The following is a 24,557-nucleotide window of genomic DNA, read 5'->3' as shown; positions in this document are numbered from 1 at the left end:
AGGAGAAATCGAAATGACGAAAGCTGCTGAACTGCGCCAAAAAGACGTTGCCGGCCTGAAAGACGAAGTCAAAGCTTTGCAAAAAGCCCACTTCGGTCTGCGTATGCAAAAGGCCACGCAACAAATCAACAACACCGCTTCGTTGCGCTCTGCGCGCCGCGATATTGCTCGCGCCAAGACTATTCTTGTGCAGAAGCAAAGCGCTGAAAAATCCGCCAAATAAGGAGCGATAAATGACGGAAGCTAAAAAATCCCTCAAGCGCACCTTGGTTGGCAAGGTGGTCAGCGACAAGCGTGCTAAGACTGTGACAGTGCTGATTGAGCGTCGTGTGAAGCACGAGCTCTACGGCAAGATCGTTGCGAAGACCAGCAAGTACCACGCCCATGACGAAAAGGGCGAGTACAAGTTGGGCGACGTGATCGAAATTACCGAAAGCAAGCCGATCTCCAAAACCAAGAACTGGGTTGCGACCCGTTTGGTAGAGAAGGCAGCTGCTGTTTAAGTCTTTACGACTTCATTCCTGCAGTTGAATAAGAAACGGCCCACAATGTGGGCCGTTTTCATTGGTATTAACACTTTGCATAAGGAGCAAATATGATTCAAGTCGGCGACGCACTTCCAGACACCACACTTATGGAGTACTCAGAGATCGAAGGCGAAGGTTGCAGCATCGGTCCAAATGCAGTGCCAGTCGCGAAAGCCACCGCGGGCAAGACGATCGCCGTGTTCGCTCTGCCTGGTGCGTTTACCCCCACCTGCTCTGCCAAACATGTGCCCGGCTATGTGGAGCATGCAGAGGCCTTTAAGGCAGCTGGTGTCGATGAAATCTGGTGCGTGAGTGTGAATGACGCGTTTGTGATGGGCGCCTGGGCGCGCGATCAAAAAACCGGCACCAAAGTGCGTATGCTTGCCGACGGTGACGCTGCGTTCGCCAAAGCGACTGGCTTGACTCTGGATCTCACCGGTAAAGGCTTGGGGTTGCGTTCTAACCGCTATTCGATGTTGGTCAAGGACGGCAAAGTCGCAACTTTGAACATTGAAGGCCCCGGCAAATTTGAGGTGAGCGACGCTGCCACCTTGCTGGCTCAAGCCCAGGCCTAAACGAGAACGCGGGTGGAACTAGAGTTCTGCCCGCAAATAGTGGGCGCCCGCTATTGGGTTGAAGTAATACGGGGGCACTTCAACGAAGCCCAGTTCTCCGTACAAAGCGCGAGCGCTCTCCATGTCGTTCAGGGTGTCTAGAAGTACGCAGTCATAACCCATGGTTCTCGCTGCGTCCAAAATCGCTTCTGCTAACAAGCGACCTAGCCCCAGCCTCCGGTAAGCGGGGCGGACAAAAAGACGCTTCATTTCAGATGCGTTGGGGTAGTCCACGTTATCAAGTGGGCGGAGTGCGCAACATCCGGCCCATGCGCCATCAATCTGAACTGCCAGCAGGCAACCGCGCGGGGCCGCATATTCCCCGGGCAAGGTGCTCAGTTCTTCTTCAAAGTTCTGGAAGCACAAATCCACCCCAAGGCTCTCGGCGTATTCGACAAACAGTCCGCGGACACCCTCTAGCGTTTGAAGAGTGTCGGCGATCAGAATGTGCGGTTGCATGGAGGCGTGGGGTAAGCGGAGTTAAGCGGTGGGCCATACGCGATCGATGCTGAATGCGGCCACTTTTGAGTAGGCAATGTATCACTACAAGCCCTGGCACCCGCTTACCCATGTCATAGGCTTCGCGCGTCACCCTAGCAGTTGTTCCGATCCTAAGACTCTTGCAAGAGCTTTTCGATCAGCTGGTGTAGCTCATCAAAGTCAGGTTGGCCTACGTAGCGTTTCACAATATCGCCCCGCTTGTTCACTAGGTAGCTGGTCGGAGTTAAGGTCACCTCACCCCAAGAGCGGGCCACAGCGCCGGTGTTGTCGATGGCCACATCGAACGGAAGCTTGCGTGTCTGTGCAAAGTTCACAACGTAGCTTGGCGGGTCATAGGCCATCGCAACTGCAACGGTACCGAATCCTTTGTCTTTGAACTTCTCGTAGGTCTGCACCATCTGGGGCATTTCTGCGACGCAAGTTGTGCAGCTCGTAGCCCAAAAATTCACCAGGGTCACACGGCCCTTAAGGTCGCTGGTCTGCTTGCTGCTGCCGTCCAGCAAAACGAAAGTAGACGCCGGCGCGGCCTTTGTATCGGACACCAAAAAAGCACCACCAGCGACCAAGCAAGCCGCTACGATGGCACCCAATACCACTTGTTTTTTCATACGCAGGAAATCTCTCCATGGACCGTAGACAGTTTACGTCGCTCTCACTGCTCACCGCGACCCTTTTCAGCACCATCACCCAGCGCGCCCACGCCCTGAGTTTGGCTGACCTCAGCAACACGGATGCGAGCAAAGGCCTGAAAGTAGCGCTTGAGAAGGGCGCCTCGGCAGCTATTCTTCAACTCGGCGCGGTAGATGGATTCCTTGGCAACGAGAAAGTTCGCATCGCATTGCCTGGATATCTCGAAGACGCAGCCAAATTGATGCGCACTTTCGGCCAAGGCGGCAAAGTCGATGAGCTGGTGACTTCCATGAATCGCGCGGCTGAAGCCGCGGTTCCGATGGCCAAAGATGTGTTGATGAAGGCAGTGCAGGGCATGTCAGTGCAAGATGCCAAGGGCATACTCGCAGGCGGAGACACCGCCGTCAGCCAGTTCTTTGCGGCTAAAACCCGGGCACCGCTGGGCATCAAGTTTCTGCCTATCGTGACCCAAGCCACCTCCAAGGTGGGGCTCGCGGACAAATACAACCAAGTCGCAGGCCGTGCCTCCGAGTTGGGGCTCCTGAAGAAAGAGGACGCCAACATTCAGCAGTACGTCACCGGCAAGTCCTTGGACGGCCTGTACTTCATGATTGGCGAGGAAGAGAAAAAAATCCGGCAAAACCCGGTTGCTTACGGCAGCAGCATTCTCAGCAAAGTATTCGGCACGCTTCGATGAGCCGTGTTCGCTGGGTCCGCGCGATGGCGGCCTTCGCCGTAGCCGCGGCTGTCTCTGCGTGCAGCCCGACGATGAATTGGCGCAAAGCCCCGCTGGGCGCGGTGGCCTTCAATCTTCCCTGCAAGCCTGACAGCGCCACACGCAATCAGCAGATTGGCGATAAAACCCTTTCACTGGACATCATGGGCTGCGAGGCTGGGGACGCGCTATTCGCGATCAGCCAGGTCGCCGTGTCAGACGAGGCGGCAGCTCGTGATATTCAAAGTGCGTGGCAACAACAAGCCCTGCGTTCCATGCAAGCAGGAACGCCAGAGGCTGCTCCATGGACGTCGCCCTCCTGGGGTAAAGGCGCTATTTCCATTCAGGCAACCGGTGTCGATCCACAGGGCAAGCCTATACAGGCGCGCCTTAGCTGGCTCTTGCACGAACAACGCCTCTATCACCTCGCTGTTTACGCACCAAAGGTTTCGCCAGAGTGGGCGCTAACATTTCTGGAAGATATCTCGCTGTTATGAGTTCCATGTCACGCAATAAAGCGATCGCCGTATTTCTGGCGTTCGCCTTCGCTTACTTTTTGTCCGCCCTGATCCGTGCGATCACTGCCACGATAGCGCCTACTTTGGTTGCAGAGTTTCAACTGCAATCCGCTGACCTTGGCTTGCTTGCTGGCGGGTATTTTCTGGGCTTCGCTGCCATGCAACTCCCTCTGGGTAAATGGCTGGACAGCCATGGCCCGCGCAAGGTGGAGCTTCTCTTTTTGGCGGCTGCGTTGGGGGGATGCCTCGCGTTTTCACAGGCAGACGGCTTTGTGGGACTTTTGTTCGCGCGGATTCTCTGCGGTATCGGGGTCTGCGCTTGCCTCATGGCGGCCCTCACCGGATACCGTCGCTGGTTCGCCCCGGAACAACTGATGCGCGCAAACTCGTGGATGTTGATGGTCGGTGCATTTGGCATGGTCGCTTCCACCTTGCCGGTTCAGTGGCTCTTGCCGGTCATCGGTTGGCGCGGCATCTTTTTGGTGTTGGCGGCCTTGATGCTGATCAGCATGGCCTTGATCGCCTGGCAGGTCCCCGCGTGGGAGGCCCCTGCAACCGCTGCCGGCGCCAACGCACCGGCGCAAGGCTACGCCGAGGTGTGGCGCAACCCGTATTTCAGGGCATTGGCCCCGCTGGGTTTCGTCAACTATGGCGGCCTCGTGGCCATGCAAACCCTGTGGGCGGGTCCCTGGATGACCAAGGTAGCCGGTTACACACCGGCCCAAGCCGCCAGTGGTTTGTTTTGGCTGAATGTGGCCATGTTGCTTGCGTATTGGCTATGGGGATTGGCCAACCCATGGCTAGCTCGCAACGGGCATACCGCCGAAAAGATGATCCGCCGTTGGGTGCCGGTCAGTTTCGTGATGCTTGCTATATTAATCATAGCGGGTCCTGCACTATCGGTGAGCGCTGCAGTGGTGTTTGCCTTGTATTGTGTGGCTTCCACAGTCGCCGCACTTGCGCAGCCGGCGGTGGGCATGGCGTTTCCTGCCGGTCTTGCCGGGCGGGCTCTGTCGGCCTACAACCTGGTGATCTTTGCGGGTGTGTTTGCGGTGCAGTGGGGCCTTGGCCTGTTGCTGGACGTCTTGAAGGCCCAAGGGCTGCCTGAAGTGCAGGCGTTTCAAGTGGCGTTCGCAGCTTTTGGTGGGGCCAGTGTGCTGGCGTATCTGGTGGCGTGCCGGGCAAAGACGCCATAATCAATGCCCAACTCTGACTTCGTATGAACACCGGCATCCTTATCATCGCCCACGCTCCCCTTGCCAGTGCATTGCGAGCCTGTGTGCTGCATGTGTACCCGGACGCGGGAGACGGCATCAGCGCACTGGATGTTCCCGCCAACGAAAACCCCGACGTGACCCGCGCCACAGCCCTTGCGCTGCTCCGCCAATTGGGTGCGCCGCAGGCGCTGGTGCTGACCGACGTGTTCGGCGCCACCCCCTGCAACGTGGCCCAAAAAGTGGTGGATGGTCATCAGTCCAAGCTGGTGGTGGGTGTCAACCTGCCCATGCTGCTGCGCACCGTCAATTACCGGCATGAGCCGCTGGACGTTTTGGTCACCCGAGCGCTCGCCGGTGGCACCCAGAGCATCATGCAAGTCGCGGTCACCGCACCGCAAAACCAACATCGTAAAACCCATGATCAGCATCAACACGACCATAGTCAATAAACTGGGCCTCCATGCACGGGCCTCGGCCAAGTTCACCAAATTGGCGGGCAGCTTCCCTTGCGAGGTCTGGATGTCCCGCGGTGAGCGCCGTGTCAATGCCAAAAGCATCATGGGCGTGATGATGCTGGCAGCCGGCATCGGCTCCGAGATCACCCTCGAGACCAGCGGCGACCGTGAGCAAGAAGCCATGGACGCCTTGTTGGCCCTGATCAACGACAAGTTCGGAGAAGGCGAATGAACCCGTTGCCCCTGTCCCTGCGGAGCCTGCGGACATGACATTTTCGGTCCACGGCCTCGCGGTTTCCAGGGGCATTGCCATCGGGCGCGCGGTCCTGGTCGCGTCAAGCCGGGTGGACGTCGCGCACTACTTCATCAAACCGGATGAGGTGGAGGCCGAAATCGCCCGGGTGCGGGCAGGCCGCGATGCGGTGGTTGAAGAAATCTACCGCCTCCAAACCAGCATCAGCCGCATGGGGCCCAAAGAGGCGCCTACTGAACTGGCCGCCTTGCTGGATGTGCATTTGATGCTGCTGCAAGACGAAGAGCTGGTCGGCGGCGTCAAGCACTGGATCACAGACCGCCTGTACAACGCCGAGTGGGCCTTGACCACCCAGCTTGAAATCATTGCCCGCCATTTCGATGAAATGGAAGACGCCTATCTGCGCGAGCGCAAGGCCGACATGGAGCAGATTTGCGAACGGGTGCTGCGCGCGATGAAGGGCGGCCAGTCGCCGGTACTGCCTGCTCAACGGCCGGGCCGCAAAGGCGCGCAGCAGGACTTGTTGCTGGACGACACCGTGGATGTGCCCCTAGTGCTCATCGCCCATGACTTGTCGCCAGCCGACATGTTGCAGTTCAAGCAAAGTGTGTTTGCGGGCTTCATTACCGATGTGGGCGGCAAAACCTCGCACACCGCCATCGTGGCGCGCAGCATGGACATCCCCGCGGTGGTGGGCGCGCGCACTTGCAGCCAATTGGTGCGGCAGGATGACTGGGTGATCATCGATGGCGATGCCGGTGTGGTCATCGTAGACCCATCGCCCATCATCCTCGCGGAATACGGCTTCAAACAGCGCCAGGGTGAACTCGAACGTGGCCGCTTGCAGCGCTTGCTGCACACTCCTGCCGTGACCATGGATGACGAAAAAATCCAGTTGCTGGCCAATATTGAAATGCCGGAAGACGCCCAAGCCGCACTCAAGGCAGGCGCTTTGGGCGTCGGACTGTTTCGCAGCGAGTTTTTGTTCATGGGGCGCCATGGCCAGTTGCCGGACGAGGAAGAGCAGTACCGGGCCTACAAAAAGGCGGTGGAAGGGATGGAGGGCCTGCCTGTCACCATCCGTACCGTGGATGTCGGTGCTGACAAGCCGCTGGATGAGTCCGTGCATGACGACGCCCACCTCAACCCCGCGCTGGGTTTGCGGGCGATCCGCTGGAGCCTGGCCGAGCCCGCTATGTTTTTGACGCAGCTGCGCGCGATTTTGCGGGCGGCTGCGCATGGCAAAGTCCGTCTGCTGATACCGATGCTGGCCCATGCGAGCGAAATCCGTCAAACACTGGCCCACATTGAGCGGGCCCGTGCCCAGCTTGACCGCCGGGGTGATGTGTATGGCCCGGTGCAGCTGGGCGCGATGATCGAAATTCCTGCGGCCGCTTTGAGCCTGCCCTTGTTTTTGAAGTACTTCGACTTTTTGTCGATTGGCACCAACGACTTGATCCAGTACACCTTGGCCATCGACCGGGCGGACGAATCGGTAGCCCACCTCTACGACCCGCTGCACCCCGCAGTGCTGCGGCTGGTCGCAGACACGATTGCCGAATGCCGTGCGCAGGGCAAAGACGTGAGTGTGTGCGGTGAAATGGCGGGTGATGTGACCCTGACGCGCTTGTTGCTGGGCTTGGGACTGCGCAGCTTTTCTATGCACCCCGCGCAGATTCTGGCGGTCAAGCAAGAGATCTTGCGCTCCGACACCACCAAGCTGGCCCTTTGGGCCCAGCGGGTCCGCACCGCGGAAGATCCGGCCTTGGAGATGGCGGGCGGATACGTGTGATGCAAATGCCGTTGTGCTATTATTTTAATAGCTAACGGCGCACTTTTCGTCTGGGCTAGAGCATGTTTTTGTTGCGGTACTCAAGCCTTGGCGCGAGAGCCCAACACGGCTGCTCCCACGATCATGGCAGCGGCCAATGCCACACTGGCGCTAGGCCACTCGCCTCGCATCCAAAGCAGGCCGAGGGTGGACAGCAGTGGCGTCAGAAATGACAACACGCCGATGGTGCGTGCATCTCCGCGTTTGAGCGCCGCATCCCAGAGGTAAAACGCACCACCCAGGGGCCCCAAACCAAGCGCTGCCAGTAGCTGCCAATCGTGGGCTGTCAGCGTGACGGATGGCTCCAAGAGCGCGTGGCACAAGAGCGAAAGCAGTCCGGACACCAGCCCAAACAAGCCGATCGCCGCATTCGGGAAAGGCGGTACCCGCCGGGTCATCAGCGAATAGCTAGCCCACACAAAGGCAGAGGCCATGGCCGGCAGATAGCCCCAGGCCCAACCCCCCATGCCGCTGCCCGAATCGCGGCCTCCCAAGATGGCCAGCGCCGCGCCAGCAAAGCCGAGCAAGGCGGCCGCTACGTGCAGCGCACCCAGCCGCATGCCGGGCAGAAACAGCGGAGCCATCAACACAATGCCCAGCGGCCACAGGTAGTTCACCAAGTTGGCTTGCACCGGCGGCGCATGGCGCAGGGCGATAAAGAGCAGGAAGTGAAATCCGAACAGGCCATAAACACCCAGCGCCAACGTGGCGGCCGGCACCTTCCACGCACTTACCCGCCCGCGCGATAGCAGCAAGCCAATCACACTGCCGATGACCAAGCTCACGCCTGTGAGCACAAAGGGCGGCACATGGCCCAAAGAGACGCCCAAAGGGGCGAGACTGCCCCACAGGGCGATGGCAGCTAAAGCAAGGAGTGATGCATTCATGCCCGCAAGTTTAGCCGCTCGGTACTCGCTGTTTGGCGTAGCGGGCTCAGGCAAGGCGCTGGTCGGTGGATGGGCGTTTCCAGAGGTTGATGCCACCGTCCACCGCGTGGCTGTCGATGGCAGCCAGCTCTTCTGTGCTGAAGGTGAGGTTGCTCATGGCACCTACCAGGTCCACGATTTGCTCAGGCTTGCTGGCGCCTATCAGCGCCGAGGTGACGCGTGCATCGCGCAAGACCCAGGCAGTGGCCATCTGGGCCAGGCTTTGGCCGCGGGCTTGGGCGATCTCGTTGAGGGCGCGCACATGCTTGAGGTTTTGCTCGCTCAGGTGGTCTTGCTTGAAAGAGCTGCCGCCCGGGCGGTTGATGCGCGCGTCTGCAGGCACACCGTTGAGGTACTTGTTGGTCAGCAGGCCTTGTGCCAGCGCACTGAAGGCGATGCAGCCCATGCCGGTTTCTTCCAGCGCGTCCAGCAGGTCTTCTTCGATCCAGCGGTTCATCAAGCTGTACGAGGGTTGGTGGATCAGCATGGGCACACCCATGCTTTTCAAAATGGCAGCAGCCTCCCGGGTTTTGGTGCCGGAGTAGCTGCTGATGCCGGCGTAGAGGGCCTTGCCCTGCTGCACGGCAGTGGCCAACGCGCCCATGGTTTCTTCCAGCGGGGTGTCGGGGTCAAAACGGTGGCTGTAGAAGATGTCCACGTACTCAAGGCCCATACGTTTCAAGCTCTGGTCCAGGCTGGCCAGTACGTATTTGCGCGAGCCACCGCCCTGTCCATAAGGGCCGGGCCACATGTCGTAACCGGCCTTGCTGGAGATGATCAGCTCATCGCGGTAGGGCATGAAGTCGCGGCGCAAGTGTTCGCCGAAATTGGTCTCGGCGCTGCCAAACGGGGGGCCGTAGTTGTTGGCCAGGTCGAAGTGGGTGATGCCCAAATCGAATGCGGTGCGCAGCATGTCTCGCTGGGTTTGAAACGGTGTGGCATCACCGAAGTTGTGCCACAGGCCCAGCGACACCGCTGGGAGTTTGAGGCCGCTTTTGCCGCAGGTGCGGTAGGGAACACGTCCGTCGTATCGGTCAGAGGCTGCGTGGTACATGGTGTGTATGAGGGGTGAAAGTGACAACAAAGGATCGCTATTGTTGTTCATTTTTTATGCGCTTAAATTCAGAAGAAAATTGCCCTGATTTCTGCAAAGCTCACCGGCGCTGTGTGCCTATCTCCCTGCATACTCCACGCCATGAATTTGAATGAATCCGACATGAAGACCCAAGAGCCGCGTCTGTGGATCAGCGATGGCTGGACTGCCCGCGTGGTGAAGAACGAAGATGACGATGGCTGGGCCGTGGCGATGACGGCCGATGGTGCCTCAGAGCCTGCGCTGGTCGGCCCTTGGACCATGGGGCGTGACAAAAAGAACCCCAAGCCCTTGGACCAGAGTGCTTTTTTGACCTTGGTGAAAACGGCGCGTGAATTTGTGCGCCGCAGCGAACAGCAGTTACACGCCAGCCTGCACCAAAGTATGGAAGTGGCGGCAGGCGAGGGCCGCGTGACGGTCTACCTGGACATTGAGCCTGACGAAGAAAATCCCACCGCCACCCTGACGGCGAGGGATGAGGGCGATGACGTGATTGCGCAGGTCAAGGTGTCACCCGCTTTCAAGCTCAGCCGCGCCAGTGCGGTAGCGTGGGTGGAGCGTGGATACGCCAAGCCTTGAAATAAAAATAGCTGCTAGCCCACATTGAATGTGCGCCAGCAGCTATTAAATTTATAGCAATTCGGCTTTTAGGCGGCGGGTGCGCCCATCGCGTGGCCGGCTTGCACATCTGCGTGGTAACTGGAGCGCACCATGGCACCGACCGCTGCGTGTTTGAAGCCCATTTTGTAGGCCTCTTCTTCAAACATCTTGAAGGTGTCGGGGTGCACATAGCGGCGCACCGGCAGGTGGCTGGTGGAGGGCGCGAGGTACTGGCCGATGGTCAGCATCTCGATGTTGTGCGCGCGCATGTCGCGCATCACTTCCAGAATCTCTTCGTCGGTTTCGCCCAAGCCTACCATCAGGCCGCTCTTGGTGGGCACGTCAGGGAACAGCGCCTTGAACTTCTTGAGCAGGTTCAGGCTGAACTGGTAGTCCGATCCCGGGCGCGCCTCTTTGTAGAGGCGGGGGATGGTTTCCAGGTTGTGGTTCATCACATCCGGCGGAGCCGCTTTCAGGATTTCCAGTGCGCGGTCATCGCGGCCGCGGAAATCGGGCACCAGCACCTCGATTTGTGTTTTAGGCGAGAGTTCACGCGTCTTGCGGATGCACTCTACAAAGTGGCCGGCACCACCATCGCGCAGGTCATCGCGGTCCACGCTGGTGATCACTACGTAGTTGAGCTTGAGCTGGGCAATCGTCTTGGCCAGGTTGTCGGGCTCGTTCACATCCAGCGGGTCGGGGCGGCCGTGGCCCACATCGCAGAAGGGGCAGCGGCGGGTGCACTTGTCGCCCATGATCATGAAAGTGGCGGTGCCCTTACCAAAGCATTCGCCGATGTTGGGGCAGCTGGCTTCTTCGCACACGGTTACCAGTTTGTTGGCCCGCAGTGTTTCCTTGATTTCGTAGAAGCGGGTGGTCGGGCTGCCGGCCTTGACGCGGATCCAGTCAGGTTTCTTGAGCACTTCGCCTTGTTGCACCTTGACCGGGATGCGCGCCAATTTGGCCTGGGCTTTTTGCTTGGCCAAGGGGTTGTAATCGGCGGTCGATTGGGCCTCGCGCACCGTGGGGTTCGCGGTGCTGTGTTCGCGCTTCGTGTCGAGGGAGGTGTCGCTTTGGCTCATGGTGTGGCGTCTCTGCTGCGGGGCCGTGGCCCCGGGCGCACCTTAAGGTGCAAGGTAAGTGGCGAGTTTTTGGCCCAGTACGTCTGCGGCATCTTGCCAGCTGACTTGGACCCCGATTGTAGAAAGGTCTATCGTTTGCAGCTGCGAATAGCCGCAAGGGTTGATGCGCGAGAAGGGTTCCAGGTCCATGGCCACATTCAACGCGACCCCGTGGTACGTGCAGTTGCGGCTGACCTTGATGCCCAGCGCCGAAATTTTGCCCAGCCCTGTGAAGTCCGGGTCTTGGTGGTTAGTCGCTCCCATGCGGGGGCGCTGCTCCAAGGGGGGGTGGCCGCAGGGGTCACTCAGCCGGACGTATATGCCCGGTGCGCCCGCCACGCGGTGGCCGGTCACGCCAAAATGGAACAGGGTTTTGATCACCGCCTCTTCGATGCGATAGACATATTCTTTGACGAAGTAGCCCGCCCGTTTGAGGTCGATCATGGGGTATCCCATCACCTGCCCGGGGCCGTGATAGGTCACCTGGCCGCCACGGTTGGTTTGCACGACCGGAATGTCGCCCGGCATGAAGATGTGTTCAGGCTTGCCTGCCAGGCCCTGTGTATAGACCGGCGGATGCTCACATATCCATAGCTGATCACGCTCTTCTGATGCGGGACCCACGGGTCTTTCGCTCGTAAAGCGCTGCATGGCTTCATAGGTCGGCACATAGTCCAACCGGCCGCGCTGAAACAGGTTTATCGCCACGGGCTTACAGCACCACTTTCACCATGGGGTGCGTCGACAAGGTGCGGTACAACTCGTCGAGTTGCTCGCGACTGGTGGCAGTCACCGTAATGGTGACGCCTAGGTAATTGCCGCCCTTGCTTTCGCGAAGCTCAATGGTCTTGGCATCAAACGCGGGGTCGAATTGTTGCGCAATCATGCTGATGGCATGCACCAAGCCGTCGACCTTGTGGCCCATCACTTTGATGGGAAACAGCGACGGGTACTCAATCAGGGACTCAGCGCGTGGGTTGTTTGTGTTGTCGCTTGGGGGCGTTTGTGTGGCCATGCTCGCGCCTTTCTAGGGTTGTCTGCGGCCCGAAGGTCATTGACCTATTGGCTGCTGCGGTGTCAGATGAGCCGGATTATCGCTTTCGGTGGTCCGGGCATACGCCAGACGAATGTCGGGGGCGCTGTGAGTGATGTTACGGCCGCCTTTTTGATTCGCTGTGGTCTTTTAGGTGGGTTTCTACGTATAATCGGAGGCTGTGCATTGAACTGGGTAGCGGTCTGAGCGCGATTTTGATAATGACAAACACGCACGCAGACCACAAGTCAGTAGACGCTGACAACCCAGGTGGGGTGGCAGATGACGAGTTCAAGCCCCTGACGGCTGAAGAAGCTAATCAATGGCGCCGGCGCAACCCTTCGGTATCCCCTTGGTGGGTCATTGGGATGCAGGTTGTGGCTGCTTTCGTGGTGGCTGTGGTTGTTGGTTGGGGTTTCGGGCGCGCAGCGGGGTTCTCTGCTGCGTACGGAGCGCTGGCGGTGATTGTTCCTGCAATGGTGTTGGCCCGCGGATTGCGCAGGCAGTCCCTGTTGAAGGACTCCGGGGCAGCCTTTTTGAGTTTTGTGGTGTGGGAAGTGGTGAAGGTGGTTTTGACAGTGGCCTTGCTGCTGGCGGCTCCTAAGCTGGTTCCCTCGCTGAATTGGTTGGCCCTTGTGGCTGGCTTCGTGGTGACGATGAAGGTGTATTGGGTGGCCGCGTGGCTGCAATCCAAGCGCCAGCATCCCGCTGAAAACCTTTGAATTTTGGTGACATATGGCTTCTGAAAACGCTGAAACCCATGCCCCATCTGCTGGTGAGTACATCCAGCATCACCTGCAGCATTTGCAGAAAAACTTTGACTTCGAAAGCGTTAAGCAAACGAGCATTGTTGACTTCAGCCTGTTTAACCTCGACTCCGTGTTTTTCTCGGTCGTTTTGGGTGTTCTAGGTTGTTTCTTGCTGTGGAATGCTGCTCGCAAGGCGACATCTGGTGTTCCCGGCCGTTTCCAGGCTGCTGTTGAGATCCTGTCCGAAATGGTGGAGAACCAGGCCAAGGGCGTGATCCACAACGCTACTAGCCGCAAGCTGATATCTCCTCTGGCCTTGACCGTGTTTGTCTGGATTTTCCTGATGAACGCGATGGACATGCTGCCAGTCGACCTGATTCCTGCTATCTGGCATAGCGCCGGCCCCGCCTTGGGCTTCAAAGACTACATGCGTGTGGTTCCGACTGCCGACTTGTCTACGACACTGGGCTTGTCCTGCTCCGTTTTGTTTGTTTGCTTGGTTTACAACATCAAGATCAAGGGTCTGGGTGGCTGGGCGCACGAATTGATTGCTGCACCGTTTGGTGATCACTGGGCTCTGTACCCCGTGAACTTCCTGATGCAGATGATTGAATACCTTGCCAAAACCGTGTCCCATGGCATGCGGTTGTTCGGCAACATGTTTGCAGGTGAGTTGGTGTTCATGTTGATTGCCCTGATGGGTGGCGGCTGGGCGCTGTCGGCAACCGGAGTTGGTTTGGCCATTGGTCACATCGTCGCCGGGACCGTGTGGACACTGTTCCACATCCTCGTGATCACCTTGCAAGCCTTCATCTTTATGATGTTGACGCTGATCTACACCGGTCAAGCGCACGACGCACATTGATGTAACTTTTCTCTGTTTCGTTTTTCTTTTTTCTTTTCCACTAACTTTTAGGAGCTTCTCATGGAAAACATTCTCGGCCTCGTGGCACTGGCTTGCGGTTTGATCGTTGGTCTGGGCGCTATCGGCGCATCTATCGGTATCGCACTGATGGGTGGCAAGTTCCTCGAATCTTCTGCTCGTCAACCTGAATTGATGAACGAACTGCAAACCAAGATGTTCATCTTGGCTGGTCTGATTGACGCTGCGTTCCTGATCGGTGTTGCTATCGCTCTGCTGTTCGCATTCGCCAACCCCTTCGTTCTGAAGTAATCAACGGCCCTTCACGTTAGAGAAGGAATCAAACCGTGAACATCAACGCTACCCTGTTCCTGCAGGCTATCGTTTTTGCGATCCTGGTGTGGTTCACGATGAAATTCGTGTGGCCCCCGATCACAAAAGCACTGGACGAGCGGGCACAGAAAATCGCCGACGGCCTTGCTGCCGCCGACAAGGCAAAGGCGGAACTCGCCAATGCCAACAAGCGCGTGGAAGCCGAACTGGCTACATCACGCAATGAAACTGCAACCCGCTTGGCTGATGCCGAGCGCCGTGCCCAGACGATTGTCGAAGAAGCCAAGGCTCGCGCCGTGGAAGAAGGCAACCGCATCATTGCCGCTGCAAAGGCTGAAGCCGAGCAGCAGTCCGTGAAGGCCCGGGACGCTTTGCGTGAACAGGTCGCCGCTCTCGCCGTCAAAGGTGCTGAGCAGATCCTGCGCAAGGAAGTCAATGCTGGTGTGCACGCAGATTTGCTGTCGCGCCTGAAGACTGAGCTGTAAGGGAATCACATGGCTGAACTTGCCACCATCGCCAGGCCTTATGCCGAAGCTTTGTTCAAGGCTACGCAAGCGGACTTGAGCGCTGCAGCTGTGTGGCTGGACGAACTTGCTGAAGTTGCGCAAAACAGCCAACTCCAGCAATTCGCCGGCAACCCCAATAGCTCCAACAACCAAGTCTTTGACTTGGTTGCAGGTGTTATCAAGGCTGCACTGCCTGAGCAGGGAAAGAACTTCCTGCGCACTGTGATCGATAACGGACGCCTCGCCGCGTTGCCGGAAATCGCAGCCCAGTTCCGTGCACTGAAGAACGCCCAAGGCGGCTTTTCTGATGCCGTTGTGTACAGCGCCTTCCCGATCGATGCAGCTGCATTGGCGGAAGTCGCCGCTTCTCTCGAGAAGCGTTTCGGCCGCAAACTCAACCTTTCTGTTGAGTTGGACGCTGAATTGATCGGCGGTATCCGCGTGGTGGTGGGTGACGAAGTTCTTGACACATCCGTCAAGGCCCGTCTGGAACAAATGAAAGTGGCTCTTTCAGCGTAAGGCCTGGCCTTTCGCTGACAGCCCAACCAAAGAAAGAAGGAAAGAGTCATGCAACTCAATCCCGCAGAAATTTCTGAATTGATCAAGAGCCGCATTGACGGTTTGTCCGCGAGCGCAGACATCCGCAACCAGGGTACCGTGGTTTCTGTGACCGACGGTATCTGCCGCATTCACGGTCTGTCCGACGTGATGCAGGGCGAAATGTTGGAATTCCCCGCTGGTAGCGATGGCTTGCCCACCTACGGCTTGGCACTGAACTTGGAACGTGATTCCGTGGGTTCCGTGATCTTGGGTGAGTACGAGCACATCTCTGAAGGCGACACTGTGAAATGCACAGGCCGCATCTTGGAAGTGCCCGTGGGTCCCGAGTTGCGTGGTCGCGTGGTCAACGCTTTGGGTCAGCCCATCGACGGCAAAGGCCCTATCAACGCCAAAATGACTGACGTGATCGAAAAGGTGGCACCTGGTGTGATCGCCCGCGAATCCGTGAGCCAGCCAATGCAGACCGGCCTGAAGTCTATCGACTCCATGGTTCCCGTCGGCCGTGGTCAGCGTGAATTGATCATTGGTGACCGTCAGACCGGCAAGACTGCCGTGGCAATTGACGCGATCATCAACCAGAAGGGTCAGAACATGACCTGCGTGTACGTTGCGATCGGTCAGAAGGCTTCTTCTGTCAAGAACGTGGTGCGCGCGCTGGAACAAGCCGGTGCCATGGAATACACCATCGTGGTGGCTGCTACCGCCTCTGAATCTGCAGCAATGCAGTACGTGTCTGCCTACTCTGGCTGCACCATGGGCGAGTACTTCCGTGACCGTGGCGAAGACGCTTTGATCGTGTACGACGACTTGTCGAAGCAAGCTGTGGCATATCGCCAAGTTTCCTTGCTGTTGCGTCGTCCACCAGGCCGCGAAGCCTACCCCGGCGACGTGTTCTATCTCCACAGCCGTTTGCTGGAACGCGCAGCTCGCGTGAACGCCGACTACGTGGAAGCGTTCACCAAGGGCGCCGTGAAGGGCAAGACCGGTTCTTTGACCGCGTTGCCCATCATCGAAACCCAAGCGGGTGACGTGTCTGCTTTCGTTCCTACCAACGTGATTTCCATCACGGACGGTCAGATCTTCTTGGAAACGTCGTTGTTCAACGCCGGTATCCGCCCCGCTATCAACGCCGGTATCTCCGTGTCCCGCGTGGGTGGTGCAGCGCAAACCAAGTTGGTGAAGAACCTGTCCGGTGGTATCCGTACCGACTTGGCCCAGTACCGTGAACTGGCTGCGTTCGCGCAGTTCGCTTCCGATCTGGACGAAGCTACCCGTAAGCAGTTGGACCGTGGTGCCCGCGTGACTGAGTTGCTGAAGCAAGCCCAATACAGCCCCCTGACCATCAGCTTGATGGGCGCTACGCTGTTTGCCGTGAACAAGGGCTTCATGGACGACATCGAAGTGAAAAAGGTGCTGGCGTTCGAACACGGCCTGCATGCTTTCCTGAAGGACAAGCACGCTGCCCTGTTGGCCAAGCTGGAAGCAGACAAGGCCATGGACAAGGATGCTGAAGCTGAATTGAATGCCGCAATTGCTGCGTTCAAGAAGTCTTTCGCCTAATTCCGACCTGATGACCCAAGGAGCCTTGTATGGCAGCAGGTAAGGAAATACGCGGCAAGATCAAATCGGTGGAAAACACCAAGAAGATCACCAAGGCCATGGAAATGGTGGCTGCATCCAAAATGCGCAAGGCGCAGGACCGGATGCGGGCTGCCCGTCCGTATAGCGACAAGATTCGCAATATTGCTACCAACCTCGGCAAGGCCAATCCGGAATACACGCACGCATTCATGCAGACCAACGACGCTAAGACCTCCGGGTTTATCGTCGTCACCACAGACAAGGGTCTGTGCGGTGGCATGAACACCAACGTGCTGCGTTCCGTGACCGGCAAGCTGCGTGATTTGCAGGCTGCAGGCGTTTCGGCGCAAGCAGTCGCGATCGGTAACAAGGGCTTGGGTTTCTTGAACCGTGTGGGCGCCAAAGTGGTTTCGCACGCTACCCAGTTGGGCGATACGCCCCACCTCGACAAGCTGATCGGGCCTGTCAAAGTATTGCTGGATGCGTACGTCAAGGGTGAAGTGAATGCGGTGTACCTGTGCTACACCAAGTTCATCAACACCATGAAGCAGGAACCCGTGGTTCAACAGTTGTTGCCTCTGTCTGCTGCGCAGATGGAAGCTGAATCCCAAGCCAGTGGTTCCCACCACGCTTGGGATTACATCTACGAACCCGATGCGCAAGCGGTGATTGACGATCTGTTGACCCGTTACGTCGAAGCACTGGTGTACCAGGCAGTGGCCGAAAACATGGCGTCTGAGCAATCAGCGCGCATGGTGGCCATGAAGGCTGCGACAGACAACGCCGGAAGCGTGATTGGGGAACTGAAGCTGGTCTACAACAAGACCCGCCAAGCCGCCATTACCAAAGAGTTGTCGGAAATCGTGGCCGGTGCCGCGGCGGTGTAAACCGGTCCGCACGGAAGCATCCGAGTTTTTGTTAAAGATTTAATTTTTGGAGCGAAAAATGGCTCAAGCTAACTCCCAAGTCCAGGGAAAAATTGTTCAGTGTATTGGCGCGGTGGTGGACGTTGAGTTCCCACGTGACAAGATGCCCGGCATTTATGACGCGCTGAAGATGGAAGGCTCTACCCTGACGCTGGAAGTTCAGCAGCAGCTGGGTGACGGCATCGTCCGTACCATCGCTTTGGGATCTTCCGACGGCCTGCGCCGCGGCATGATCGTGTCTAACACCGAGAAGCCGATCATGGTCCCCGTGGGCCAGGCTACTCTGGGTCGCATCATGGACGTGCTGGGCGCCCCCATCGACGAACGTGGTCCTGTAGCTTCCGAGCTGACAGCATCTATCCACCGCAAGGCGCCTACTTACGATGAGCTGAGCCCATCGCAAGAGTTGCTGGAAACCGGCATCAAGGTGATTGACTTGGTATGCCCGTTCGCTAAGGGCGGTAAGGTCGGTCTGTTCGGTGGTGCCGGTGTGGGCAAGACCGTGAACATGATGGAACTGATCAATAACATCGCCAAGGCACACAGCGGTTTGTCCGTGTTTGCCGGTGTGGGTGAGCGTACTCGTGAAGGTAACGACTTCTATCACGAAATGGCTGACTCCGGCGTTGTGAATCTGGAAGACCTGCCCAAGTCCAAAGTGGCGATGGTGTACGGCCAGATGAACGAGCCACCAGGCAACCGTTTGCGCGTGGCGTTGACCGGTTTGACCATTGCGGAATCTTTCCGTGACGAAGGCCGTGACGTGCTGTTCTTCGTGGACAACATCTACCGTTACACTTTGGCCGGTACCGAAGTGTCCGCTCTGTTGGGTCGTATGCCTTCCGCCGTGGGCTACCAGCCTACGCTGGCTGAAGAAATGGGCCGTCTGCAAGAGCGTATTACTTCTACCAAAGTGGGTTCCATCACTTCCATCCAAGCCGTTTACGTGCCTGCCGATGACTTGACCGATCCATCCCCAGCGACCACCTTCGCTCACTTGGACTCCACCGTGGTGTTGTCCCGTGATATCGCTTCTTTGGGTATCTACCCCGCTGTGGATCCTTTGGACTCCACCAGCCGCCAGTTGGACCCTAACGTGGTGGGTGAAGAGCACTACAACACTGCCCGCGCAGTGCAAGGTACTCTGCAGCGCTACAAGGAATTGCGCGACATCATCGCGATTCTGGGTATGGACGAATTGGCCCCTGAAGACAAGCTGACTGTGGCACGCGCTCGTAAGATCCAGCGTTTCCTGTCCCAGCCTTTCCACGTGGCTGAAGTGTTTACCGGCTCTCCTGGTAAATACGTGACATTGGCTGAAACCATCCGTGGTTTCAAGATGATCGTTGCCGGCGAATGCGACCACCTGCCAGAACAAGCGTTCTACATGGTCGGTACGATCGACGAAGCGTTCGAAAAAGCCAAGAAGGTCTAAGTCATGAACACCATCCACGTTGATGTGGTCAGTGCAGAAGAGTCCATCTTCTCCGGTGAAGCCGTCTTCGTGGCGCTTCCCGGTGAGGCTGGCGAGCTGGGCATCAAGCCCCGCCACACGCCCCTGATCACGCGCATCAAGCCCGGCTCGGTGCGCATTCAAAAAGCCGATGGCAGCGAAGAGTTTGTGTTCGTAGCCGGTGGTCTGTTGGAAGTGCAACCTAACTGCGTGACAGTGTTGTCTGACACGGCCATTCGAGGCAGGGATCTCGACGAGGAAAAATCCAATGCTGCCAAAGCGGCTGCGGAAGAGGCCTTGAAGAACGCCAAGAGCGAAATCGACATCGCCCGTATCCAATCTGAAATCGCCGTGATGGCCGCAGAGATCTCGGCAGCACGCAAGTTCTTGAAAAAGAAATAAGCTCTGTTGCTTGAACAAAAAAGCCACCCTCGGGTGGCTTTTTTTATGGGCTGAACATCACTACTGGAGGGTAGGTGTGTCGCTGATCTCGTTCGTCAGTGTTCTACCTTGAGTGACGGGAAAGTGTTCGGCCAGCAACGTCGACATCTCACCCAGCAACTCGAGCATGCCCACTTCAATATCGCTTGATTGCACATGCTGTGCCATTCGAGACAGCATTGACTTCCACTCGGCGGCAGCAATAGCACGTTGTATTGCGCGATCAAAGACAAGCTCCACGGAACGTTCAGCTAGACAAAGATAGATGAGCAGGCCGTTGTTTTCTTCGGTATCCCAAATGCCTTTGGACGCAAACAAATCCTTTGCACGTATTTCTAGCAGTGCCGACATTTCTTGCTTGCGCCACAAGTAGGAAGTTGGCAACGAACTTTCGATATGTAGGCTAACCTGTGCGCTGTGACCCTGCTCACAATGCCGAATTCCTTCGGCCAAGCGCTCGACAATCCCGTGAGGGAGTCGAAGGGCTGCGTCGTCCAACCAGCGATGTCTAATCCATCGAAGCAGGCGGATTTCCATTACCAACCTCCTGAGGCGCCACCACCGCCAAAACTGCCGCCGCCTCCCGATCTGAAGTTACCGGCAGAGGAGCCGCCCGCATCGTGCCCGAAGGTGGTGCCGGTGCCAAAAGACAAGCCCGATGCATGGTGACCCATAGATCTGGTGCTAGCGCGACTCATCATGATCGAAAGCATAAAGCCGCCTACGCCCGCAATCAGGCAGCTCAGCCACCATTGAGTGACATAAAACACCAATGCAGCCGATAAAACTCCGACCACAGCAGAGCCAAGACGAGTGCCCAAGGCCCGCCGGGCCATCGTGCCTCCGATGGCAGAGGCAAAGAAGACAAATACGCCAAGTTCCACCCAATTGAAGCTCTGCGCGTGTGCCCCGGAACCAGAAGGCCCTTGCGGGGCAGGTAGCCCTTCCGCTTTTATCAAAGATGCCAAAGCCGCCACGCCATTGCGTAATCCGCCAACGTAGTCTCCCGCCGCAAAACGTGGAGCCATTTGCTGTTGGATCACGCGCCCTGCCATCACGTCAGGAATGGCTCCTTCGAGAGCCTTGGCCACTTCAATGCGAATCCGCCGGTCGTTCTTGGCTACGAGGATCAGCAGGCCGTCACCCTCCAGCTTTCGACCGACCTTCCACTCATTAGCCACCCTGTTGGCCAACGCTGCAATGTCCTCGGCGCCACTGCTGGGCAAAAGCCAGATGACCAACTGGCTACCTGTATCCGTCTCGATTGCAGCCAACTCCGCTTCAAGTTGCCGAATTTCCTCGGCTTGTAAAGTGCCACTGGTATCCATGACCCGGGCCTGAAGTGCAGGAACGGCGATCACACTCGCGGCATGCGACCCCAGCCCGACGCCCCACATCACCATGCCAAAAAGCAAGGTAACGAGGCCGCGCGACCATCGGTTCCACAGTTCCATGCTATTTCTTCTCGAAGTCCACGGTCGGTGGTACGGTGATGGCTGCTTCATTCGCCACCGCTAAAGTGGGTTTTGGCTGATAACCTAGGACGGACGCCGTGAGGTTGCTAGGAAAGCTACGCGCGAGGATGTTGTAGTCCTGCACACTTTGGATGTAACGATTACGGGCCACCGTGATGCGGTTTTCGGTTCCTTCCAGTTGGACACGCAGATCACTAAAGCCTTGGTTCGCCTTCAAGTTGGGATACTGCTCGCTCACTACCAGCAGTCGGCTCAAAGCTCCACCCAGTTCTCCCTGGGCCTTCTGAAACTTGGAAAAAGCCTCCGGATTATTCAAAGTCTCTGGAGTCACTTGCATGCTGGTTGCCTTAGCGCGAGCCTCCACCACTTTGGTAAGGGTATCCTGCTCGAAAGCGGCTTCCCCCTTAACGGTGGCCACGATGTTGGGCACCAGGTCAGCGCGCCGCTGGTATTGGTTGAGCACTTCGCTCCAAGCAGCCTTGGACTGTTCATCCAAGCGCTGAAACTCGTTGTACCCACAGCCTGACAAAACCAGCGCAAATCCGAGTGCGGCTGCATACGCTGTGAACCGTGCAAACAAATTCCCTTTGTGGGCTGTGTATCGATACACCATGAAAAACTCCTGAACTGAAGTGCTCATCCTACTGTCCCCTGACCCTTCAGGACCATGACAGATACGCGAGAATGTGAATATGCCTAAAAACCAAGCAAAAATGCACGCCGCTATGGGCGGAACGCCTGATGAAATTGAAGCCGCTTTCTACGAAGCGATGCAGCTTGGCGACATCGACAAGCTGATGGCATGTTGGGCGGACGAAGATGACATCGCGTGTATCCATCCTGGTGGTACCCGATTGATCGGCGTGGGTGCGATCCGCGCCGCATTCGAGGCGATGTTCGCGCACGGGGGGGCAATCCATGTGAAGCCGGAACATATTCGTCGGGTGGAGTCCCTGGCCAGTGCGGTTCACCATGTGCTGGAAACCGTGGAGATTCTTACGCCCGAAGGCCCTAGCAAAGCGCATGTTGTTGCTACTAACGTCTACCACAAGACTCCGCAAGGCTGGCGGCTCGTCGTACACCACGCGAGCCCGGGGAGCCCTGAAGATGCAGCCCAGCACCATCAAACACCACAGGTTCTCCATTGAATAGCGGCAGCACGCCCATGAAAAAAGCGCCAAACGCTATGAATTATGTAGCGCCCGCTTGGTTGCCGGGTGGCAATCTCCAGACCATTTGGCCGGCCTTGTACTCGCGACGCGTCTTCGGCCCGTATCCGGAATACCGCCGGGAGCGCTGGAGCACCCCCGACCAAGACTTTGTGGATGTGGATTGGCTGGTCACACCAGCACTGGCAGAGCGCCCGCTCCTGGTGCTGTTTCACGGGCTCGAGGGAAGCTCGCGCAGCCATTACGCCGAAGCCTTTGCGGACTATGCCCACGCACAGGGATATGCCTACGCCGTGCCCCATTTTCGGGGCTGTAGCGGCGAGCTGAATCTGGCGCCACGCGCCTACCACTCCGGAGACTATGAAGAAATAGGCTGGATCCTCGACCAGTTCCGCAAACGCCATCAGGGCCCCATCATCGCAGCCGGCGTGTCCTTGGGCGGCAATGCCCTGCTGCGATGGGCCGAGGAGGCCGGTGACACAGCAGGCCAAACGGCCCAAGCTGTTGCGGCCGTGTGTTCGCCCATCGACCTTGCCGCAGGCGGCTACGCCATCGGACGCGGCTTCAACCGGTGGGTGTACACCCGCATGTTCTTAAACACTATGGTCCCCAAGGCGCTGCAAAAGCTGGCCCAGTTCCCCGGCTTGTTTGATGGCGACGCCTTGCGCGCCGCCAAAGACCTCTACGAGTTTGACAATCTGTTCACTGCGCCCCTCCACGGCTTCAGCAGTACCGAAGACTATTGGGCCCGCGGCTCCGCCAAGCCGCACTTGCCACGCATTCGCATACCTGCGCTGGTGGTGAATGCGCGCAACGATCCCTTTGTGCCTGCGTGGAGTCTTCCCTCGCAGGCTGATGTTGGCGACTTTGTGACCTTGTGGCAACCAGCGCATGGAGGCCATGTCGGATTCCCACACGGAAACGTGCCGGGTCATGTGCGTACCATGCCAGAGGCGGTGGGCAACTGGCTCGCTTCAGCATTGCCTGGCGGGGAGCGCGCCCATGGATGACATCGTGAAACAAGCCATGGCCAAGTGGCCGAACGTGCCTGATTGCTATGGCTGGCTAGGGCTGGATGGACGCGGCGATTGGTACCTGCGGGATGACGCCGCGCAGGCCAGTGGGGCCTTTGCCTCCCATGTTTTGGAAGCACGAGGTAGCCGCTTGCAACATGAAAAACTGATCGACTTTATCCAACGGAACTATGCCGCCGATGCATCGGGTTGCTGGTACTTTCAGAACGGGCCGCAGCGGGTGTATGTCGAACTGATGCACACGCCCTGGATCTGGCGCATTCAACCTGACGGACAAGTTCGCGCCCATACGGGTGCACCTGTGTCTGTGTTGGAAAGCTATATCGACGAGCAAGGCTTGCTGTACCTGCAAACCACATTGGGCATTGGACTGGTTCACACCGCGGATATGGCCCACGCAGCCGCCCATGTCGAGCAGGGTGTGTGGGTGCCCAGCGAAATCACCAGTGACTGGTTGGCTGCGCATTTCCGGTTTGTGCGCAGCCCGCTTACAGCCCATGCCTGATTTGAATATTGCTATCAAATAAATAGCAGAGAGCGCAAGCTACATAAGAGCTAGAAACAAAAAAAGCCGACTTGCGTCGGCTTTTTTGATGGGGCGAAAGATTACTTCGCCGCCGGCTCTGGCTTCTTCGGCTCGTCGAATTTGCCGCCACCCGCGTTCGCCAGGAACACAACAGCGCGCCCGATCTCATAGTCAGAAAAATCGCCGCCTGCCTGCGCACCCATCGCGCCTTTGCCCTTGATGGCCGAGTTGTACAGAGCATCGAAGCCCGTCTTGACGCGTGCACCCCAAGCGCCCGCATCGCCAAACTTAGGCGCGCCGGCGGCGCCCACTGCATGGCAGGCCGCGCACTGGGCTTTGTAGACCTCTTCACCGGACTTCATCTCGCGGTTGGCATCGCGGATCTCTACCATGCCGACCTTTTGAATGCGCTCGGCAGTAGCCTTTTCTACATTCACAGAGCCTGCAGCAGGCTTGTTGGCCGAGGTCACGTAATACACCAAACCAATGATCACGAAGATCGGAATGACAAACGAGAAAAATGCCGCCAACAGCAATTGCTTGGGGGTTTTGACGGGGCCCGTGTGGTCTTCTTCGTGCGCAGTTGCTTGGCTGTTGTCGCTCATGGGTGTCCTCAAATTAATCGGGGGCTTTCAAACTGCTGGCAATTATAGCGGTCGGCCTTCTGAAACCACCTACAATCCATGCACTCTTGCGGCTGTAGCTCAGTGGATAGAGTATTGGCCTCCGAAGCCAAGGGTCGTGGGTTCGATCCCCGCCAGCCGCACCATTTTTACGATTCAAAAACACACTGTTTGTCACTGGAACGATAAGTGGGCCGTTTAGGCCCACTTATGCTTCCATTTGGGGGCGGAACATTTATGCTTCCAACCTGTGACTTCGGAAAGCCTCACGTTTCAGGCTGAAA

33 protein-coding genes and 1 tRNA gene are annotated in these 24,557 nt (G+C 57.7%); 23 read left to right on the top strand and 11 right to left on the bottom strand.

What is annotated here, in order from left to right:
* Window positions 1–13: 13 nt before the first annotated feature.
* The 3 genes from rpmC (at window position 14) to RAE19_RS08115 (ending at window position 1,102) form a co-directional block, all read left to right on the top strand.
* A complete protein-coding gene (rpmC, locus tag RAE19_RS08125) occupies window positions 14–223 on the top strand; it encodes a 50S ribosomal protein L29 (protein ID WP_296511048.1) in 210 nt (69 codons plus the stop codon).
* Between the two features lie 10 nt (window positions 224–233).
* A complete protein-coding gene (rpsQ, locus tag RAE19_RS08120; protein ID WP_313874403.1) occupies window positions 234–503 on the top strand; it encodes a 30S ribosomal protein S17 in 270 nt (89 codons plus the stop codon).
* Between the two features lie 92 nt (window positions 504–595).
* A complete protein-coding gene (locus tag RAE19_RS08115; RefSeq protein ID WP_313874402.1) occupies window positions 596–1,102 on the top strand; it encodes a peroxiredoxin in 507 nt (168 codons plus the stop codon).
* 18 nt (window positions 1,103–1,120) lie between these two features.
* Here the strand turns inward: RAE19_RS08115 and RAE19_RS08110 are convergent, their stop codons facing one another.
* The gene (locus RAE19_RS08110) at window positions 1,121–1,600 is read right to left on the bottom strand and encodes a GNAT family N-acetyltransferase (protein WP_313874401.1); all 480 of its coding nucleotides are present in this window, start codon (window positions 1,598–1,600) and stop codon (window positions 1,121–1,123) included.
* Between the two features lie 152 nt (window positions 1,601–1,752).
* Entirely contained in the window at window positions 1,753–2,250 is a 498-nt protein-coding gene (locus RAE19_RS08105; protein ID WP_313874400.1) for a TlpA disulfide reductase family protein, read from the bottom strand.
* A gap of 17 nt (window positions 2,251–2,267) precedes the next feature.
* Between RAE19_RS08105 and RAE19_RS08100 the strand changes: the two genes are divergently transcribed.
* The 6 genes from RAE19_RS08100 to ptsP all read left to right on the top strand — a co-directional run bounded on the left by RAE19_RS08100 (window position 2,268) and on the right by ptsP (window position 7,222).
* Window positions 2,268–2,969: a DUF4197 domain-containing protein gene (locus RAE19_RS08100; protein WP_313874399.1), complete on the top strand. Its 702-nt coding sequence runs from the start codon at window positions 2,268–2,270 to the stop codon at window positions 2,967–2,969.
* Window positions 2,970–3,040: 71 nt separating this feature from the next.
* Window positions 3,041–3,484, top strand: a complete 444-nt coding sequence (locus RAE19_RS08095; RefSeq protein ID WP_313874398.1) for a hypothetical protein — start codon at window positions 3,041–3,043, stop codon at window positions 3,482–3,484.
* 5 nt (window positions 3,485–3,489) lie between these two features.
* The gene (locus RAE19_RS08090) at window positions 3,490–4,701 is read left to right on the top strand and encodes an MFS transporter (protein ID WP_430962521.1); all 1,212 of its coding nucleotides are present in this window, start codon (window positions 3,490–3,492) and stop codon (window positions 4,699–4,701) included.
* A 23-nt stretch (window positions 4,702–4,724) separates the two neighbouring features.
* Window positions 4,725–5,171 carry a PTS sugar transporter subunit IIA gene (locus RAE19_RS08085; protein ID WP_313874396.1) on the top strand — a complete coding sequence of 149 codons (447 nt, stop codon included), beginning with the start codon at window positions 4,725–4,727 and terminating at the stop codon, window positions 5,169–5,171.
* On the top strand, window positions 5,140–5,409 hold the full coding sequence (locus RAE19_RS08080; protein WP_313874395.1) for an HPr family phosphocarrier protein: 270 nt from the start codon (window positions 5,140–5,142) through the stop codon (window positions 5,407–5,409). Before RAE19_RS08085 ends, RAE19_RS08080 begins: the two co-directional genes overlap by 32 nt.
* Before the next feature lie 34 nt (window positions 5,410–5,443).
* Window positions 5,444–7,222, top strand: a complete 1,779-nt coding sequence (gene ptsP, locus RAE19_RS08075; RefSeq protein ID WP_313874394.1) for a phosphoenolpyruvate--protein phosphotransferase — start codon at window positions 5,444–5,446, stop codon at window positions 7,220–7,222.
* Between the two features lie 80 nt (window positions 7,223–7,302).
* Here the strand turns inward: ptsP and RAE19_RS08070 are convergent, their stop codons facing one another.
* Both RAE19_RS08070 and mgrA read right to left on the bottom strand, forming a co-directional pair.
* Complete coding sequence (locus RAE19_RS08070) at window positions 7,303–8,148, bottom strand: DMT family transporter (RefSeq protein ID WP_313874393.1); 846 nt, start codon at window positions 8,146–8,148, stop codon at window positions 7,303–7,305.
* 46 nt (window positions 8,149–8,194) lie between these two features.
* On the bottom strand, window positions 8,195–9,241 hold the full coding sequence (gene mgrA / locus RAE19_RS08065) for an L-glyceraldehyde 3-phosphate reductase (RefSeq protein ID WP_313874392.1): 1,047 nt from the start codon (window positions 9,239–9,241) through the stop codon (window positions 8,195–8,197).
* Window positions 9,242–9,382: 141 nt separating this feature from the next.
* Here mgrA and RAE19_RS08060 point away from each other — a divergent pair, with 141 nt between their 5' ends.
* Window positions 9,383–9,859, top strand: a complete 477-nt coding sequence (locus RAE19_RS08060; RefSeq protein ID WP_313874391.1) for a hypothetical protein — start codon at window positions 9,383–9,385, stop codon at window positions 9,857–9,859.
* Window positions 9,860–9,927: 68 nt separating this feature from the next.
* Here the strand turns inward: RAE19_RS08060 and lipA are convergent, their stop codons facing one another.
* The 3 genes from lipA to RAE19_RS08045 form a co-directional block, all read right to left on the bottom strand.
* The gene (gene lipA, locus RAE19_RS08055) at window positions 9,928–10,962 is read right to left on the bottom strand and encodes a lipoyl synthase (RefSeq protein ID WP_313874390.1); all 1,035 of its coding nucleotides are present in this window, start codon (window positions 10,960–10,962) and stop codon (window positions 9,928–9,930) included.
* A 42-nt stretch (window positions 10,963–11,004) separates the two neighbouring features.
* The gene (lipB, locus tag RAE19_RS08050; RefSeq protein ID WP_313876200.1) at window positions 11,005–11,652 is read right to left on the bottom strand and encodes a lipoyl(octanoyl) transferase LipB; all 648 of its coding nucleotides are present in this window, start codon (window positions 11,650–11,652) and stop codon (window positions 11,005–11,007) included.
* Window positions 11,653–11,713: 61 nt separating this feature from the next.
* Window positions 11,714–12,016, bottom strand: a complete 303-nt coding sequence (locus tag RAE19_RS08045; protein WP_313874389.1) for a YbeD family protein — start codon at window positions 12,014–12,016, stop codon at window positions 11,714–11,716.
* 239 nt (window positions 12,017–12,255) lie between these two features.
* Between RAE19_RS08045 and RAE19_RS08040 the strand changes: the two genes are divergently transcribed.
* From RAE19_RS08040 to RAE19_RS08000, 9 genes are read left to right on the top strand one after another with little or no spacing between them, the layout of a single operon-like run.
* Complete coding sequence (locus RAE19_RS08040; RefSeq protein WP_313874388.1) at window positions 12,256–12,756, top strand: ATP synthase subunit I; 501 nt, start codon at window positions 12,256–12,258, stop codon at window positions 12,754–12,756.
* A 13-nt stretch (window positions 12,757–12,769) separates the two neighbouring features.
* The gene (gene atpB / locus RAE19_RS08035) at window positions 12,770–13,648 is read left to right on the top strand and encodes a F0F1 ATP synthase subunit A (RefSeq protein ID WP_313874387.1); all 879 of its coding nucleotides are present in this window, start codon (window positions 12,770–12,772) and stop codon (window positions 13,646–13,648) included.
* A 60-nt stretch (window positions 13,649–13,708) separates the two neighbouring features.
* Window positions 13,709–13,957 (top strand): F0F1 ATP synthase subunit C, encoded by a 249-nt coding sequence (atpE, locus tag RAE19_RS08030; RefSeq protein WP_019429175.1) that lies wholly within the window; start codon window positions 13,709–13,711, stop codon window positions 13,955–13,957.
* Window positions 13,958–13,992: 35 nt separating this feature from the next.
* Complete coding sequence (locus RAE19_RS08025) at window positions 13,993–14,463, top strand: F0F1 ATP synthase subunit B (protein WP_087495437.1); 471 nt, start codon at window positions 13,993–13,995, stop codon at window positions 14,461–14,463.
* A gap of 9 nt (window positions 14,464–14,472) precedes the next feature.
* A complete protein-coding gene (locus RAE19_RS08020; protein WP_313874386.1) occupies window positions 14,473–15,003 on the top strand; it encodes a F0F1 ATP synthase subunit delta in 531 nt (176 codons plus the stop codon).
* Window positions 15,004–15,051: 48 nt separating this feature from the next.
* A complete protein-coding gene (atpA, locus tag RAE19_RS08015) occupies window positions 15,052–16,605 on the top strand; it encodes a F0F1 ATP synthase subunit alpha (RefSeq protein ID WP_087495435.1) in 1,554 nt (517 codons plus the stop codon).
* Between the two features lie 29 nt (window positions 16,606–16,634).
* Window positions 16,635–17,513: a F0F1 ATP synthase subunit gamma gene (atpG, locus tag RAE19_RS08010; protein WP_313867913.1), complete on the top strand. Its 879-nt coding sequence runs from the start codon at window positions 16,635–16,637 to the stop codon at window positions 17,511–17,513.
* A gap of 58 nt (window positions 17,514–17,571) precedes the next feature.
* Window positions 17,572–18,987, top strand: a complete 1,416-nt coding sequence (gene atpD / locus RAE19_RS08005) for a F0F1 ATP synthase subunit beta (RefSeq protein ID WP_087495433.1) — start codon at window positions 17,572–17,574, stop codon at window positions 18,985–18,987.
* Window positions 18,988–18,990: 3 nt separating this feature from the next.
* A complete protein-coding gene (locus RAE19_RS08000) occupies window positions 18,991–19,407 on the top strand; it encodes a F0F1 ATP synthase subunit epsilon (protein ID WP_313874385.1) in 417 nt (138 codons plus the stop codon).
* Between the two features lie 60 nt (window positions 19,408–19,467).
* Here the strand turns inward: RAE19_RS08000 and RAE19_RS07995 are convergent, their stop codons facing one another.
* From RAE19_RS07995 to RAE19_RS07985, 3 genes are read right to left on the bottom strand one after another with little or no spacing between them, the layout of a single operon-like run.
* On the bottom strand, window positions 19,468–19,983 hold the full coding sequence (locus RAE19_RS07995) for a TPM domain-containing protein (protein WP_313874384.1): 516 nt from the start codon (window positions 19,981–19,983) through the stop codon (window positions 19,468–19,470).
* Window positions 19,983–20,900 (bottom strand): TPM domain-containing protein, encoded by a 918-nt coding sequence (locus tag RAE19_RS07990; RefSeq protein WP_313874383.1) that lies wholly within the window; start codon window positions 20,898–20,900, stop codon window positions 19,983–19,985. Before RAE19_RS07990 ends, RAE19_RS07995 begins: the two co-directional genes overlap by 1 nt.
* A 1-nt stretch (window position 20,901) precedes the next feature.
* Window positions 20,902–21,534, bottom strand: a complete 633-nt coding sequence (locus RAE19_RS07985) for a LemA family protein (protein ID WP_430962569.1) — start codon at window positions 21,532–21,534, stop codon at window positions 20,902–20,904.
* Between the two features lie 79 nt (window positions 21,535–21,613).
* Between RAE19_RS07985 and RAE19_RS07980 the strand changes: the two genes are divergently transcribed.
* Genes RAE19_RS07980 through RAE19_RS07970 form a run of 3 tightly spaced genes read left to right on the top strand, consistent with a single transcriptional unit; the run spans window position 21,614 to window position 23,629 of the window.
* Window positions 21,614–22,069 (top strand): YybH family protein, encoded by a 456-nt coding sequence (locus RAE19_RS07980; protein ID WP_313874381.1) that lies wholly within the window; start codon window positions 21,614–21,616, stop codon window positions 22,067–22,069.
* 38 nt (window positions 22,070–22,107) lie between these two features.
* On the top strand, window positions 22,108–23,100 hold the full coding sequence (locus tag RAE19_RS07975) for a YheT family hydrolase (RefSeq protein ID WP_313874380.1): 993 nt from the start codon (window positions 22,108–22,110) through the stop codon (window positions 23,098–23,100).
* Window positions 23,093–23,629, top strand: a complete 537-nt coding sequence (locus RAE19_RS07970) for a DUF2946 family protein (RefSeq protein ID WP_313874379.1) — start codon at window positions 23,093–23,095, stop codon at window positions 23,627–23,629. Before RAE19_RS07975 ends, RAE19_RS07970 begins: the two co-directional genes overlap by 8 nt.
* A 101-nt stretch (window positions 23,630–23,730) precedes the next feature.
* Here the strand turns inward: RAE19_RS07970 and RAE19_RS07965 are convergent, their stop codons facing one another.
* Window positions 23,731–24,255, bottom strand: a complete 525-nt coding sequence (locus RAE19_RS07965) for a c-type cytochrome (protein ID WP_313874378.1) — start codon at window positions 24,253–24,255, stop codon at window positions 23,731–23,733.
* Window positions 24,256–24,343: 88 nt separating this feature from the next.
* On the opposite strand from RAE19_RS07965, the gene RAE19_RS07960 reads away from it, so the two are divergent.
* Window positions 24,344–24,419, top strand: a tRNA-Arg gene (locus tag RAE19_RS07960).
* Window positions 24,420–24,557 lie beyond the last annotated feature (138 nt).

Origin of the sequence: Rhodoferax potami, assembly GCF_032193805.1 — a bacterium.
Lineage (GTDB): Bacteria > Pseudomonadota > Gammaproteobacteria > Burkholderiales > Burkholderiaceae_C > Allorhodoferax > Allorhodoferax potami_A.
Note: the sequence above shows the minus strand (reverse complement) of the source record. Positions and strands in the feature narration are given on the sequence as shown.

What these genes read in the sequence shown, in the direction of transcription:
- rpsQ (WP_313874403.1), top strand. Translation starts at nt 234, where the DNA reads ATGACGGAAGCTAAAAAATCCCTCAAGCGCACCTTGGTTGGCAAGGTG.
- RAE19_RS08105 (WP_313874400.1), bottom strand. Translation starts at nt 2,250, where the DNA reads ATGAAAAAACAAGTGGTATTGGGTGCCATCGTAGCGGCTTGCTTGGTC.
- rpmC (WP_296511048.1), top strand. Translation starts at nt 14, where the DNA reads ATGACGAAAGCTGCTGAACTGCGCCAAAAAGACGTTGCCGGCCTGAAA.
- RAE19_RS08000 (WP_313874385.1), top strand. Translation starts at nt 18,991, where the DNA reads ATGAACACCATCCACGTTGATGTGGTCAGTGCAGAAGAGTCCATCTTC.
- atpE (WP_019429175.1), top strand. Translation starts at nt 13,709, where the DNA reads ATGGAAAACATTCTCGGCCTCGTGGCACTGGCTTGCGGTTTGATCGTT.
- RAE19_RS08060 (WP_313874391.1), top strand. Translation starts at nt 9,383, where the DNA reads ATGAATTTGAATGAATCCGACATGAAGACCCAAGAGCCGCGTCTGTGG.
- RAE19_RS07980 (WP_313874381.1), top strand. Translation starts at nt 21,614, where the DNA reads ATGCCTAAAAACCAAGCAAAAATGCACGCCGCTATGGGCGGAACGCCT.
- RAE19_RS08085 (WP_313874396.1), top strand. Translation starts at nt 4,725, where the DNA reads ATGAACACCGGCATCCTTATCATCGCCCACGCTCCCCTTGCCAGTGCA.
- RAE19_RS07970 (WP_313874379.1), top strand. Translation starts at nt 23,093, where the DNA reads ATGGATGACATCGTGAAACAAGCCATGGCCAAGTGGCCGAACGTGCCT.
- RAE19_RS08090 (WP_430962521.1), top strand. Translation starts at nt 3,490, where the DNA reads ATGTCACGCAATAAAGCGATCGCCGTATTTCTGGCGTTCGCCTTCGCT.
- atpG (WP_313867913.1), top strand. Translation starts at nt 16,635, where the DNA reads ATGGCAGCAGGTAAGGAAATACGCGGCAAGATCAAATCGGTGGAAAAC.
- atpA (WP_087495435.1), top strand. Translation starts at nt 15,052, where the DNA reads ATGCAACTCAATCCCGCAGAAATTTCTGAATTGATCAAGAGCCGCATT.
- lipB (WP_313876200.1), bottom strand. Translation starts at nt 11,652, where the DNA reads ATGCAGCGCTTTACGAGCGAAAGACCCGTGGGTCCCGCATCAGAAGAG.
- ptsP (WP_313874394.1), top strand. Translation starts at nt 5,444, where the DNA reads ATGACATTTTCGGTCCACGGCCTCGCGGTTTCCAGGGGCATTGCCATC.
- RAE19_RS07995 (WP_313874384.1), bottom strand. Translation starts at nt 19,983, where the DNA reads ATGGAAATCCGCCTGCTTCGATGGATTAGACATCGCTGGTTGGACGAC.
- lipA (WP_313874390.1), bottom strand. Translation starts at nt 10,962, where the DNA reads ATGAGCCAAAGCGACACCTCCCTCGACACGAAGCGCGAACACAGCACC.
- RAE19_RS07975 (WP_313874380.1), top strand. Translation starts at nt 22,108, where the DNA reads ATGAATTATGTAGCGCCCGCTTGGTTGCCGGGTGGCAATCTCCAGACC.
- RAE19_RS07985 (WP_430962569.1), bottom strand. Translation starts at nt 21,534, where the DNA reads ATGGTGTATCGATACACAGCCCACAAAGGGAATTTGTTTGCACGGTTC.
- RAE19_RS08080 (WP_313874395.1), top strand. Translation starts at nt 5,140, where the DNA reads ATGATCAGCATCAACACGACCATAGTCAATAAACTGGGCCTCCATGCA.
- RAE19_RS08040 (WP_313874388.1), top strand. Translation starts at nt 12,256, where the DNA reads ATGACAAACACGCACGCAGACCACAAGTCAGTAGACGCTGACAACCCA.
- RAE19_RS08115 (WP_313874402.1), top strand. Translation starts at nt 596, where the DNA reads ATGATTCAAGTCGGCGACGCACTTCCAGACACCACACTTATGGAGTAC.
- atpD (WP_087495433.1), top strand. Translation starts at nt 17,572, where the DNA reads ATGGCTCAAGCTAACTCCCAAGTCCAGGGAAAAATTGTTCAGTGTATT.
- atpB (WP_313874387.1), top strand. Translation starts at nt 12,770, where the DNA reads ATGGCTTCTGAAAACGCTGAAACCCATGCCCCATCTGCTGGTGAGTAC.
- RAE19_RS07990 (WP_313874383.1), bottom strand. Translation starts at nt 20,900, where the DNA reads ATGGAACTGTGGAACCGATGGTCGCGCGGCCTCGTTACCTTGCTTTTT.
- RAE19_RS08100 (WP_313874399.1), top strand. Translation starts at nt 2,268, where the DNA reads ATGGACCGTAGACAGTTTACGTCGCTCTCACTGCTCACCGCGACCCTT.
- RAE19_RS08045 (WP_313874389.1), bottom strand. Translation starts at nt 12,016, where the DNA reads ATGGCCACACAAACGCCCCCAAGCGACAACACAAACAACCCACGCGCT.
- RAE19_RS08095 (WP_313874398.1), top strand. Translation starts at nt 3,041, where the DNA reads ATGAATTGGCGCAAAGCCCCGCTGGGCGCGGTGGCCTTCAATCTTCCC.
- RAE19_RS08110 (WP_313874401.1), bottom strand. Translation starts at nt 1,600, where the DNA reads ATGCAACCGCACATTCTGATCGCCGACACTCTTCAAACGCTAGAGGGT.
- RAE19_RS08020 (WP_313874386.1), top strand. Translation starts at nt 14,473, where the DNA reads ATGGCTGAACTTGCCACCATCGCCAGGCCTTATGCCGAAGCTTTGTTC.
- RAE19_RS07965 (WP_313874378.1), bottom strand. Translation starts at nt 24,255, where the DNA reads ATGAGCGACAACAGCCAAGCAACTGCGCACGAAGAAGACCACACGGGC.
- mgrA (WP_313874392.1), bottom strand. Translation starts at nt 9,241, where the DNA reads ATGTACCACGCAGCCTCTGACCGATACGACGGACGTGTTCCCTACCGC.
- RAE19_RS08070 (WP_313874393.1), bottom strand. Translation starts at nt 8,148, where the DNA reads ATGAATGCATCACTCCTTGCTTTAGCTGCCATCGCCCTGTGGGGCAGT.